An 11,848-nucleotide genomic window follows, 5' to 3' on the forward strand; every position below is an offset into this window, starting at 1 on the left:
CCAAACAAAGCGTGCGCAGCCCACAAGATTATTTAAAATAACCTCTTGCTCCGCATTAGGCTCAAGCCTATATTTGTACGCCTTGTTAATCTTCATAAATAAAGTCTTTATTATTAAATTTCTGTTCAATATTATAAGTTTAATTATGGGCTAGAAGCTAGCGCTTAAGAGCTTTTGTTACAATGAATAATATATGAAATAAGCTAAACCTACCTTTACTTTCACTTCAAGCAGCGCTTTTTTTTACTTTTTGGATGGTAAGCCCACTAAACCCAAAAAACACAGTCAACAGCAACGATAAATAACAGAAGAAAGCGTACGGTAGATACTCTAATACTGGAACTTCCAAAGCCTGGCTAATGAACACCCCGCACACACTCCAAGGTACCAAGGGGTTAATCACTGTACCCGCATCTTCAATAGTCCGTGATAAGTTTTTAGGATGTAGGCTTAAGCTCTCAAAGGTAGGTCGAAATGCTGTACCTGATAATAAAATACTCAAATACTGCTCGCCAATAAGCACGTTGATACTTAAAGCGGACATAGCCGCTGCAAAAATGGCCTGCCCTGCCGTGGTTAACTTATCACGCATGCCGGCCAATAACGCCGGCAAAACACCCAAGGTTTTTAATAACCCACCCAAACTTAATGCCAAGATCACAATGGTCTGAGTAAAGAACATACTTTGAATACCGCCACGCGACAGCATACCGCCCACTTCACCCAACTTTAAGTCCTCAGCTGGAGCGTATCCAGCAAACAGATAACCACCTAATTGCTCAATACTTGGCGAGCTATGGGTATAAGTAATAATCAACGCACTGATAATGGTACATATAATGGTATAAATGGCATTCACTCGTAGCAAAGCCAATACTACCAACACTATAAAGGGTAATACTGCATAGTTGTATACCAAGCCACTTTCAATCAGTTGCCCTTGCAACACCGTTACTTGGTATAAATTCCCAGCATGAGTCTCACCAGACAACATCCAAAATAGCAGCACAGTGATAATCCAAGCCGGCACCGTGGTATACATCATATTGCGTAAGTGCTCAAACAGATCAATACCCACGACCGAAGAAGCAATGGTTCCCGTATCCGATAACGGTGACATTTTATCGCCGAAGAAAGCACCAGAGACCACCGCCCCTGCCGCAATCGCCACATTGGCATCAAAGGCATTACTCATACCAATAAACGCCACGCCTAGGGTAGCCACTGTGGTCAAACTACTGCCTAAAGCAATACCTATAATAGAAGTGAGCACAAAAGCCGAAATGTAATAAAATCGTGGTGATATCAGCTCAAAGCCAAAGTACATTAAAGTAGGAATAGCGCCCGACATCATCAATGCCGCGACCATTAAGCCAATAAAGAAGAACAAGTAGATTGCACCGCTGCCACTGACCACCCCAGCCGCCATTTCAGACTGCAAATGATTAAAGCTTAATCCTCGCATCATCCCCATCAATAACAAAAAGAAAATCGCCAATAGCAAAGATAGGTGCGGTACCCAGCCAAAGCTGATCATGGTTACGCCCATAATCAGTAGCACGATACCGGCCATAAAAAAAGCGAGTTTGGGATCAAGTTGCGAGGAGTGAGTGGGAGAATCAGTCGACATAGGTCATCCGTTTTTGTGGTCAGGATAAATAATCGGACCATGATAACAATTTTTTTACATTTTAGATAAGTTTTGGCCGTCAAAGCGGTTAAAACATTGAGTTGTACTACAATCTAGCATTGAGTTCACTGTAAATCTGGTTTATTCTAAATAACTGCTTGACCCACCCCCTTCTTTAAGGAAATAAAATGTTTGAACGTGTCGAATTCTATGCTGGTGACCCAATCTTAGGACTGATGGTTGAATTTGCGAATGATACCAATCCTAATAAAGTAAACCTTGGCGTTGGCGTTTATTATGATGAAGATGGCGTATTGCCGGTACTTGAGTGTGTGAAGACCGCCGAACAGCGCATCGCAGATCCTTTCGCTGCCCGCCCTTACCTACCTATGGAAGGCTTACCTGGTCATCGTAAAGGCTGTCAGAACCTATTATTTGGCAAAGACGCCCCTGTATTACAACAAAACCGTGTAGCAACTGTCGCTACTATCGGTGGCTCTGGTGCCCTAAAAGTAGGCGCTGACTTTATCAGCAAATGGTTCCCACAAGCCAAATGCTACGTGAGTGACCCAACTTGGGGCAACCACATTGCTATCTTTGAAGGCAGCGGCATGGAAGTGGGTAAATACCCTTACTATGACAAAGCCACGGGTTCTGTAAAATTTGACGAGCTTATCGCCTTCTTCAAAACCCTAAATAAAAATGACGTGGTGCTATTACACCCTTGCTGCCACAACCCAACTGGCGTGGATTTAACTCAAGCCCAGTGGGATGAGCTACTACAAGTGGTTAAAGAGCGTGAGCTAATCCCATTCATGGACATCGCTTACCAAGGCTTCGGCGAAGACATGGACAGCGATGCTTATGCCATTCGTAAAGCCGTTGATATGGGTCTGCCTTTATTTGTCAGCAACTCATTCTCGAAAAACTTATCGCTTTATGGTGAGCGTGTTGGTGGTCTATCTGTGGTTTGTCCAACAGAGGAAGAAGCAGACCGCGTATTTGGTCAGCTTAAGTTCACCGTACGCCGTATCTACTCAAGCCCACCATCACATGGTGGCCGCGTAGTAGACATCGTGATGAATGATGATGAGCTTCATGAACAGTGGGTTAGCGAAGTTTATGCCATGCGTGACCGCATCAAAGCCATGCGCTTGAAGCTAAAGTCTGTGCTTGAATCTAAAGTACCTGGCCGTAACTTCGATTACCTAACCACTCAAAACGGTATGTTCAGCTTCACAGGTTTAACCCCTGAGCAAGTAGAACGCCTAAAAACTGAGTTTGGTATCTACATGGTGTCAAACTCACGTATGTGTGTGGCCGGTCTAAATAGCAGCAACATTGACTATGTAGCCAATGCTATGGCGGAAGTTTTAAAAGACTAATTGCTAATCAAGTCTAAATTTTAATTACCAAAAAGCTGAGCTGTTGCTCGGCTTTTTGTTTGTTCAGCTTTTTAATGTTCTTAGCTATTTATACTGCTAATCCGATAGCTACTATTTACTGCCCTATCTACGTCAACCTACCCGAAAGACTTATACCTAAGCCCTGAGATTTCAGGCAAAATATAGAATTACCCTCTGTTGATAGATAAATATAGGTTGTCTATGACCCCTTATCTAAAGTTGATCGTTAGCCTGCCTGCCTTACTGGTATTGGCCAGCTGCTCTAGTACTGATAACACAACAAAAACTGATACTGTATCCGATACTAATGCCAACAACAGTAATTCTGAATCGGATAAAGTATTACGTATCGCAGCAGCAGCTAACTTAGCTGGAGTATTGCCGACAGTGATTGAGGCCTATCAAGCCGAAGTAATTTATCACAAAGACGGCCAAAATAAAGACAGTCAGAATACAGATAATCCAAAGCCAAAAATTGAAGTCACCTACGCCTCATCAGGTAAACTATTTGCTCAAATTAACTCTGGTGCTCCCTACGATCTTTTTTTATCCGCTGATCAAGCGTTTCCTGCTAAATATGCTCAGCAGCAAGCCAATACTAAATCTCCTGTTCAAGCTCCTTTTACCTATGCCCGTGGTCAATTGGCCTTATATAGCAGTAACCAAGACTTAAGCTCAATCAAGACTTTAGACAAAACTAGCCTGCAGCAGCTATTTATTACTCAACCTAACGCGAGTGGCAACACCGTAAAAATAACCTTAGCCAATCCAGAACTGGCTCCCTATGGCGCATCAGCCAAAGCCTTTTTGCAGCAGCAAGGCATTTATTATGAATTAAATGACAGCAAACGACTAATCCAAGCCGAAAACATTGGTCAAGCTTTTCAATATGCCCACACAGCCACTACTGATTATGGTTTTGTGGCATTATCACAATTAATCAGCGCTAAAGTTGAACCGTCAAAATACTTAGTCCTACAACCTGAAAGCTATCCTGCGATATTACAAGATGGCATTGTGGTCAGTGAGCACCCTAAAGCCACGGACTTTAGTCAATACCTACAGTCTGAATCAGCACAGAAGCTCTTTGCTGACGCAGGGTATCTACCGATTGCTAAGCCTTAGTGTGGGTTTAAAATTTTGGATGAAGTTAATGGAGTTTAGTTTGAGGATAATAACTATTGCGATATGAGCAGTCAGATAAAGTCTTAGTAAAACGTTATAATAGGGCTATGCTTAATAGTTAATAAAACGATCTCAACTTATCACTCACTGCTATCAGCCCTTTGGTATTAACCCTTCTATGTCGCTTCTTACCCCTAACCTGTCTGACATGTTGCTACCGCTGTGGCTGAGTATCAAGCTGGCCTCTATTACCACCTTGTGCTTGCTAGTATTTGCCACCCCTATCGCCTACTGGCTGGCCAAACCTTCCACTAGCAATCTCATTGCCCGTATTAAAATCATGCTGATGGGCGTGATTGCGATGCCGTTAGTATTACCACCAACAGTACTTGGATTTTATCTACTCTTGCTGCTTAGTCCCAATTTTGCGCTTGGTAAATGGCTGATGGCACATGACATCGGAGCTTTGGCTTTTACCTTTGAAGGGTTGGTGCTGGGGTCCATTATTTATTCGCTGCCCTTTTATGTGCAACCGGTGTATGCCCAGTTTTTACGTATTCCAAAAAGTGTCAATGATATGGCACTACTGCTAGAACCAAGCCGATTGCGCCGTTTTACCGCTGTAGCCCTACCACAAGCAAAAACCGGCATTATCCTAGGTAGTCTGATTAGCTTTGCACATACCATTGGCGAGTTCGGGGTGGTGCTGATGATTGGTGGTAGTATCGCAGGAGAAACCAAAGTCATCTCCATTGCCATCTATGAGCAAGTCGAAGCTTTAAATTATGAAATGGCGCATACCATGTCGCTGCTATTGGTGCTACTGGGTATCGTGCTAGTAGGCCTGATTGCCAGTATTAATCGTCAGGTTAATGAAGGATCGTTTACCAAGACAACTCGCTCCAAACCTAGGTCCAAAAGATAGCTTAGCTTATTGTCTTTAAGACATAAAAACAGCTACTACATAAAACAATAACCCATAAAAAAATCCAGCGTAAGCCGGATTTTTTTAATTATTGGATTGAAGAAGAGTCTTTGTAACTTAGCACTTTTCTAACTAGCTAACTTGCACTTAACAACGGTCACTTAACCCCCTGCTACTTAACCATTACCATTTAACCGTTGTTACTTAGCCACTTAGAAGACTCATCTTGGTAAAACTCTTGCTTCCATACCGGAATATCGGCCTTAATGGTGTCTAATATCCATTTGCAGGCATCAAAAGCTGGATAACGGTGCTTAGAGGACACCCCGACCCACACTGCCATATCACCAATTTCTAGCGCACCAATACGGTGAATCGCTACCGCGTTTTCGATATCAAATAAACGCTTGGCTTCTTCGATAATCTGTTTGCCTTGGTTAATCGCTAATTTCTCATAACCATAATAAGTCAGGCTGGTCACACGGCTATCGTTATTATGGTTGCGCACCCAGCCCTCAAAAGTGGCTAAGGCACCGCACTGCTCATCTTGCAAAAAGTCTTTTAGACGCTGATCATCAATGGCCTCATCTAGCAAAGCAAAGCCTTGACTCTGTGCTATATGATACACTTCTTCTGCAGTGTGCGAGATGGTGCTTGCCTGCTGATGCGGCTGATTGGTGATGTCCAAAGCCGTTTGACTGTCCATGTGTTACTCCAACAAATAGTTATCTAAATAGCTGTCTAAAAGCTACTAACACTTAACCACCAGCCACAGGCGGAATAAAGGCAATGGTGTCGCCGTCATTAATCGCATCATCCCAATTGGCAAACTCATCGTTAATCGCCACTCTCACCTTTGCAGTGTCTAACTCAAAGCCATGCTGCTGCTTTAGTTGAGCGTATAGCTCAGATAAGCTTAGATTGTCTGCTAAATCAAGCTGCTGTTGCCCTTGTTGGGCCTTATCTGCCAAACTGGCAAAGTACAAAACGGTAATACGCATAATTTTCTCGACTGTCTCTATTGTTTAGTAGATGGGGTCAACCAAAGAATAAGAATAAAAGGTTAGTTACTCTGATTACGGATTTTGATAATCTGACTTACCGCCGGTCTTAGTCACCAAGCGTATATCATCAATAATAATGTCGTGTGATAACGCCTTGGTCATGTCATAAATGGTCAAGCACGCCACGCTTACTGCGGTTAGCGCTTCCATCTCAACCCCAGTTTTATGAGTGACTCGCACTGTTGAAGTGACTTTAATGGCGCACGCCTCGTCTTCATAGCTAAAGCTTAGACCTATTTTGTCTAACGGCAATGGGTGGCACAAAGGAATTAGATCATGGGTACGTTTAGCGGCCATAATCCCAGCAATGTGCGCGGTCTGAGTGATGCTTCCCTTTTTGGTCATGCCATCGGCCGCTTTAATTTCAGAATAGATATCTTTTGGGAAAACCACATAGCCTTGAGCCACAGCTTCACGGGTAGTAACTGTCTTATGTCCCACATCCACCATATGAATGTCGCCATCAGCATCTAAGTGCGACAGTTTATGGGATTGAGAAACTAAGTCTGGTGTGTTTTGATCAGAGTTTGGAATTGGCATAATGAGTTTTGACCTAAAATTTTGGGCTTAACTGGTTTAAGCTTTATTTTTCTAATTTGAATATATTTGGCTAGTTTGGATAACAGGACTAAGTATATTTATAACTGCTGACAGGCTATTTGAAACTGCTCTGGGGTATTTAAATTAGAAAGCATGTACCAGTCTTGCGGCATAGGGACTGACTGGTTAATAGGGCTGATAAAACGCATGACTCGTCGCTCCCCGCTATCCAAATAAGCTTTTAATGGCTCAGCTAGTTGTAACTGATACAAGGCCAACAGCGGATAGCCTCGCTCGTTATCGGCCAAACAGTACATTTGTGGCTTTACGTGAGACTTATTAGCTACCGTAGCCCTGTTTGGCAAACTTTGAGCTTTCTCTTCAGCCAAAAACTGCCAAATATCAAGACTATTAACCAAACTATCGCAGCTAACCACCAATAGCCATTGTGACTCATTACCTGCCAATAACCTCTGCATGCCAGCCAAGATTGCACCAAGCGGTCCTGCTGAATGTTTACTGTCAAATTCAGTATTGCTACTGTGCGGCTGGTAATCCTGAATATATCTGATAGAACCACCCACAGTCTTAACTTGAGTGGCGAACCCCTGTCCGTTATCAGCAATTAAAATTGGTACACCAAGCTGAGCAGCACTGCGCACATGATAATCTAGCAGGGTTTCACCAGAGGGCAGTTTCAACAGTGCTTTGGGCGAACCCATACGAGTGGATAAACCGCCTGCTAGGATAAGCACCCCAGCTAAAGACTTTGCTTCAAGCCTGCGTGAAAGTGCTTCCGCCATTTAATTAGTCGTGACCTGGATTGACACGCATTAAATGCGGCACAAAGTTACAAGGTCCCGTGCGGCTGTCTAATTGCTCTTTGATAATCTTAGTCCAACCGGTGCGGCAAGCGCCTGATGAGCCTGGCAGACAGAAAATCACAGTATTGTTGGCCATACCGGCAATAGCTCGCGATTGAATAGTCGACATGCCAATTTCATCTTTGGAGATTAAGCGGAACATTTCACCAAAGCCGTTTATTTTTTTATCAAATAGCACACTTACTGCCTCAGGCATGCTGTCACGGATATAAAAGCCCGTACCGCCTGTAGTAATCACTGCATGTACTTCAGGGTCAGCAATCCAGCCACTAATGACCGCACGAATTTTGTAAATATCATCGGTGATTAATTGACGATCGGCCAATTGGTGACCCGCTTCTTGTAGTGAGTCTGCCAAGTACTGACCTGAAGTGTCTTGTTCCAAGGTACGGCTATCAGATACGGTTAATACCGCTACATTTAACGGAGTAAATACTTTTTCTTTTGACATAAAAGCGCCTTAAATAACAGAGATAACAACTTAAGAAATTGAAGATACTGTTTAATACAGCCGACTAACCGCCAATCATAGACAAATTATGCATAATGCCGCTGTTGGATTCGGCTAGATGATGGTGTTCAGGTTTTATCGGCATAAATTCATGTAGTTTTTGGACTAGGCCGGCCACATCTTGCTGCTGTAAATAGTCCCGGATATCGTAGTTACCCTGATCAAACAAGCATAAATGCACCTTGCCGAGGCTACTGACACGCAGTCGGTTACAGCTGTCACAAAAGTGTGGCGCATACGGGGCAATCATTCCAATACGGCCTACATAATCGGGGTGGCTATACTCTATGGCTGGGCCATCGTTTTGACCGCGATTGTGCGCTTGCCAGCCATTTTTTAATAGATAATCAGTAATAAGGGCTGATTGGGCATGCTGAGCAAAGAATAAATCCCGGTTGTCCGTGGTCTGCATAAACTCAATAAAGCGATAGGTTACCGGGCGCGTCTTCACAAAGTCTAAAGCGGCAATCAAGCTGTCATAAGCAGTGTCTTCCATTAAGATACCGTTGAGTTTGAGCTTAATATCTGTGGTCACTAACAGCATATCTATATCGGCAAGCAACTGCGGCAACATATTAAAGCCAGTCATCTTATGAAAGGTCGGCGCATCAAAACTATCAAGACTAATATTTAACTGATCAAGTCCAGCTTTCTGCCAATTGGCCAAGTGTTTACCAAGTTTATAACCATTGCTGGTCATCGCTACCGTTTCGATACCTGGTGTGGCTTTTACTTGCTCGATAATTTGGGTCACATCCTTACGGATGGAGGGCTCACCACCGGTTAAACGTACCTTTTTTGTGCCTACTTGAGAGAAGGCTTTAATCAGTACGTCAATTTCTTGCAGACTTAATTCATTATCTGGACGCTTGCCTTGATAGCCATTGGGTAGACAATAACCACAGCGAAAATTACAAAAATCGGTAATCGATAAACGTAAATAGGTTAAACGACGCGAGAATCCATCGGTCAACATACCATCACCCTCATCACTTTGGCTGACAGCATTGCTAGCAATTGACGAATAACCTGACACTAAACCTTTGGCAGATTTAGCAATGACTAACTTATTAGATGGATTGTTATAGAAAGCTTGATTGTGAGCAATCTTGATAAAAGGTGACTCAAAGTCAGCCTGTTTTAAATCAAAGGGCAACAAAAAACGACTCACAGAAGTACCCATCACAGAAGCTGTATTAGCGGATGACATCAGAGTACCTGCATACCTAACTGAATTGTGGGAAGGAGTATAGAGCCTAGCTCTCCCTAGGTTGGAATTAAGAAGGGTCATATTGGGTACCGTAGTCATTGATAGTTAATGTGCTCTAAGCGTTGCCTCAGGTTGTGGATGGATCTTCTATGAAGGGGGGGGGTTAGTTAATAGATATTATAACAGGTTGCGGAGCAATAGATACCCACCCTAAAGAGGGCCCTGCGCTAGGTCATCTACCTCTTTAGTAGTATATGGTTTGTGGTCTTTATCAAGACTATTTAGGCAGATGACTGGCCGTTTGTCGTCTATAGATAAGTTGGTTGCTATTGGTTATTACCAATTAACTAATACCCAATAGCTTACTTAATGATTGACCAAGCGATCACGTTAACAATCAACAACCGTTAATACCAAGGAAAGAGCTGTATCGTTACCTTGTCCCCTGCAACCAGATTGCCGGAGTCTTTTGGTAATACAATCAAACAATTGGCCAAGCTTAACTGCTTAATACGGTGCGAGTCTTGCTTGCCGGCGGTACTTACCACATACTCCCCCGCTGCATTTTGGCTAAAAATAGCGCGCTGAAAATCAGCTCGGCCTGGTGACTTTTTGACATCATTGACCAGACTCGCGGTCAGTGTTAACGACTTAGGAATCTCTGCCTCATTAATGCCTGATAAGCGCCACAAAGCAGGAATAATAAACTGTAAACTGCCCACTACAGAGGATAAGGGGTTGCCCGGTAGACCAAAGTACAACACCGGTACGTCTAGGCTTTCGGTCAACTCGCCAAACACAAAGGGTTTGCCCGGCTTCATCGCCACTTTATAGTGATTGATTTGACCTAGCTCTTCAATCACTGTGGTCAAAAAGTCATAATCACCCACCGAAACCCCAGCGGTAGAGATCAGCACATCACACTCCTGCATCGCACTGCGCACGGCCTTTTTGGTCAACTCCAAATGATCGGGAATAATGCCGTAGTCCTGAATCACTACCGGAAGCTGGGTAAACATGCTCTTTAAGGTAGGCGTGTTGGAGTTATAAATCTGTGCCAGTGTTTGTAACGGCTCACCCACCGCCACTAACTCATCTCCTGTGGCTAAGATCCCCACAGTAATTGGCTTATAGACCTCAACTTTAGCGACCCCCAAGTTTGCCAGTAAACTAATGTCGGCAGGGTTTAGGCGTTTGCCAGCTTCCAACACCACCTCATCTTCTTCAATCTCTTCACCCTGCTTACGAATATTGCTGTCAACTTTGGCAGCTTGAGTCAGCTCAATAGCGTAAGTCTGCGATTTATCAATGCTATCTTTGATGTCCGCAAAATTGGTATTTTCCTGCATTACCACCGTATCACAGTCACTAGGTACCACAGCCCCAGTAAAGATACGCACCCCTTGACCTGGTTGTAGTTTGCCGCTAAACGGCGAGCCAGCCTGCGATTCCCCAACAATGTCGATGCTTGTGCCTTGATCAAGTATGCTGCCCTTAGCAATGCCATAACCATCCATCGCCGATAGGTTTTGGCGGGGTACATCAAAGGGCGAGACAATGTTGGTGGCTAGAATATGATTTTGACTGGCCAATAAATCCCGAGTTTCTGTGGCACGCTTAGCAAACGGTAAATCTTGTTCATTATAAGCCGTGATACGCTCGGTAATAGCGCCCTTTAATGCTTCAATAGTAATCATAAAATTGCTCTTTTTTTTGTTAATATGAAATTTGATTGGCAAACCAATTACTCTCGTAAGGATAACGTAAACCTACGCTTTTGTTTAATTTTGTTAAAAACGCAATTTAAATAAAGCCCCAGTGGATGCATCAGACAAATTAAGCTAATGTTTAAGATATCCCTAATAAATTTACTAATACTAGCTATGGAATATGATGTGAAGACTAATACAGAGCTAATCACGCGTTGGCTTAACGATGAGTTTACTCTAAAAGCAGATCCAAATGAAGCTCAGCCTTTGATTAGAGAGCTGTACAATTTACATCGGATATTTCCGCTTTCATGTAAAGAATTTAAAGTCGAGAAAGAGGCAGTTACATCATGGTTAAATCTTCCTCATACATAATAGTACCTTTATAGCACAATCAACTCACTCTCAAAATACTCCTTTAGAGCAACTAAAACTAAAGAACATCGTAGATAGACCATTAGTTGCACTTCTAGCTACTCACTCCGACGATCCTAAAATTAGTATTATTAGGTCAACCTACCTATTTGTATGCTTGAAACTAGTAGTATTGACAAAACACGACAGCCGCTTGACTTCCTCCCCTCGCTAAACCGAGGGAATTCCTACCGCTAGACGGTCAAGCCCGACCGCAAGGATGTTCTTAGCAGCATTGATATCTCTATCATGCCATGTGCCACACTCAGCACACCTCCATCCTCTTATTCGCAAACCTGCTCTACCTTTCGGACTACTGTCACTTATCTTGTGGCAGCACGAGCAGGTCTGGGTAGTGTAACTTTCATTTACGATCTCAAACTGACAACCTGCATGCTTGCATTTATATTCCAGTTGTCGTTTAAGTTCA

The 11,848-nt window shown here is 43.3% G+C and carries 13 protein-coding genes; 3 read left to right on the forward strand and 10 right to left on the reverse strand.

The window, feature by feature from the left end; translation table 11 throughout:
• The coding region (locus tag A1232T_RS00505; RefSeq protein WP_167367015.1) for a helix-turn-helix domain-containing protein at nt 1-96 on the reverse strand (96 nt) is incomplete at its 3' end.
• Nucleotides 97-226: 130 nt separating this feature from the next.
• Nucleotides 227-1,630, reverse strand: a complete 1,404-nt coding sequence (locus A1232T_RS00510) for a Na+/H+ antiporter NhaC family protein (protein WP_077447536.1) — start codon at nt 1,628-1,630, stop codon at nt 227-229.
• Nucleotides 1,631-1,818: 188 nt separating this feature from the next.
• On the opposite strand from A1232T_RS00510, the gene A1232T_RS00515 reads away from it, so the two are divergent.
• The 3 genes from A1232T_RS00515 to modB all read left to right on the forward strand — a co-directional run bounded on the left by A1232T_RS00515 (nt 1,819) and on the right by modB (nt 5,086).
• Nucleotides 1,819-3,015, forward strand: coding sequence for an amino acid aminotransferase (locus tag A1232T_RS00515; RefSeq protein WP_077447537.1), 1,197 nt, complete (start codon nt 1,819-1,821; stop codon nt 3,013-3,015).
• A gap of 222 nt (nt 3,016-3,237) precedes the next feature.
• Nucleotides 3,238-4,161 (forward strand): molybdate ABC transporter substrate-binding protein, encoded by a 924-nt coding sequence (modA, locus tag A1232T_RS00520; RefSeq protein WP_077447538.1) that lies wholly within the window; start codon nt 3,238-3,240, stop codon nt 4,159-4,161.
• A 178-nt stretch (nt 4,162-4,339) separates the two neighbouring features.
• Nucleotides 4,340-5,086 carry a molybdate ABC transporter permease subunit gene (modB, locus tag A1232T_RS00525; RefSeq protein WP_077447539.1) on the forward strand — a complete coding sequence of 249 codons (747 nt, stop codon included), beginning with the start codon at nt 4,340-4,342 and terminating at the stop codon, nt 5,084-5,086.
• A 190-nt stretch (nt 5,087-5,276) separates the two neighbouring features.
• On the opposite strand, the gene A1232T_RS00530 is transcribed toward modB, so the two are convergent.
• From A1232T_RS00530 to A1232T_RS00570, 8 genes are all read right to left on the reverse strand, one after another.
• Nucleotides 5,277-5,792, reverse strand: coding sequence for a molybdenum cofactor biosynthesis protein MoaE (locus A1232T_RS00530; RefSeq protein WP_244152316.1), 516 nt, complete (start codon nt 5,790-5,792; stop codon nt 5,277-5,279).
• 52 nt (nt 5,793-5,844) lie between these two features.
• The gene (moaD, locus tag A1232T_RS00535; protein WP_077447540.1) at nt 5,845-6,087 is read right to left on the reverse strand and encodes a molybdopterin converting factor subunit 1; all 243 of its coding nucleotides are present in this window, start codon (nt 6,085-6,087) and stop codon (nt 5,845-5,847) included.
• Nucleotides 6,088-6,162: 75 nt separating this feature from the next.
• Nucleotides 6,163-6,690, reverse strand: a complete 528-nt coding sequence (gene moaC, locus A1232T_RS00540) for a cyclic pyranopterin monophosphate synthase MoaC (protein ID WP_077447541.1) — start codon at nt 6,688-6,690, stop codon at nt 6,163-6,165.
• Nucleotides 6,691-6,788: 98 nt separating this feature from the next.
• Complete coding sequence (mobA, locus tag A1232T_RS00545; RefSeq protein ID WP_077447542.1) at nt 6,789-7,493, reverse strand: molybdenum cofactor guanylyltransferase; 705 nt, start codon at nt 7,491-7,493, stop codon at nt 6,789-6,791.
• A gap of 4 nt (nt 7,494-7,497) precedes the next feature.
• Nucleotides 7,498-8,025, reverse strand: coding sequence for a molybdenum cofactor biosynthesis protein B (gene moaB / locus A1232T_RS00550; RefSeq protein WP_077447543.1), 528 nt, complete (start codon nt 8,023-8,025; stop codon nt 7,498-7,500).
• Between the two features lie 64 nt (nt 8,026-8,089).
• On the reverse strand, nt 8,090-9,061 hold the full coding sequence (gene moaA / locus A1232T_RS00555) for a GTP 3',8-cyclase MoaA (protein WP_077447548.1): 972 nt from the start codon (nt 9,059-9,061) through the stop codon (nt 8,090-8,092).
• 641 nt (nt 9,062-9,702) lie between these two features.
• Nucleotides 9,703-10,992, reverse strand: coding sequence for a molybdopterin molybdotransferase MoeA (locus tag A1232T_RS00560; protein ID WP_077447544.1), 1,290 nt, complete (start codon nt 10,990-10,992; stop codon nt 9,703-9,705).
• A 597-nt stretch (nt 10,993-11,589) separates the two neighbouring features.
• Nucleotides 11,590-11,848 (reverse strand): zinc ribbon domain-containing protein (locus tag A1232T_RS00570; RefSeq protein ID WP_077447546.1); only part of this gene is annotated, 259 nt, incomplete at its 5' end.

The organism is Psychrobacter pasteurii (assembly GCF_900162815.1).
In the GTDB taxonomy this organism is placed as follows: Bacteria; Pseudomonadota; Gammaproteobacteria; order Pseudomonadales; family Moraxellaceae; genus Psychrobacter; species Psychrobacter pasteurii.

Bases quoted from the DNA above. Each gene is read 5' to 3' on its own strand.
- A1232T_RS00510 (WP_077447536.1), bottom strand. From the start codon at position 1,630: ATGTCGACTGATTCTCCCACTCACTCCTCGCAACTTGATCCCAAACTC.
- A1232T_RS00560 (WP_077447544.1), bottom strand. From the start codon at position 10,992: ATGATTACTATTGAAGCATTAAAGGGCGCTATTACCGAGCGTATCACG.
- modB (WP_077447539.1), top strand. From the start codon at position 4,340: ATGTCGCTTCTTACCCCTAACCTGTCTGACATGTTGCTACCGCTGTGG.
- moaB (WP_077447543.1), bottom strand. From the start codon at position 8,025: ATGTCAAAAGAAAAAGTATTTACTCCGTTAAATGTAGCGGTATTAACC.
- A1232T_RS00515 (WP_077447537.1), top strand. From the start codon at position 1,819: ATGTTTGAACGTGTCGAATTCTATGCTGGTGACCCAATCTTAGGACTG.
- moaD (WP_077447540.1), bottom strand. From the start codon at position 6,087: ATGCGTATTACCGTTTTGTACTTTGCCAGTTTGGCAGATAAGGCCCAA.
- A1232T_RS00530 (WP_244152316.1), bottom strand. From the start codon at position 5,792: ATGGACAGTCAAACGGCTTTGGACATCACCAATCAGCCGCATCAGCAG.
- moaC (WP_077447541.1), bottom strand. From the start codon at position 6,690: ATGCCAATTCCAAACTCTGATCAAAACACACCAGACTTAGTTTCTCAA.
- modA (WP_077447538.1), top strand. From the start codon at position 3,238: ATGACCCCTTATCTAAAGTTGATCGTTAGCCTGCCTGCCTTACTGGTA.
- mobA (WP_077447542.1), bottom strand. From the start codon at position 7,493: ATGGCGGAAGCACTTTCACGCAGGCTTGAAGCAAAGTCTTTAGCTGGG.
- moaA (WP_077447548.1), bottom strand. From the start codon at position 9,061: ATGTTGACCGATGGATTCTCGCGTCGTTTAACCTATTTACGTTTATCG.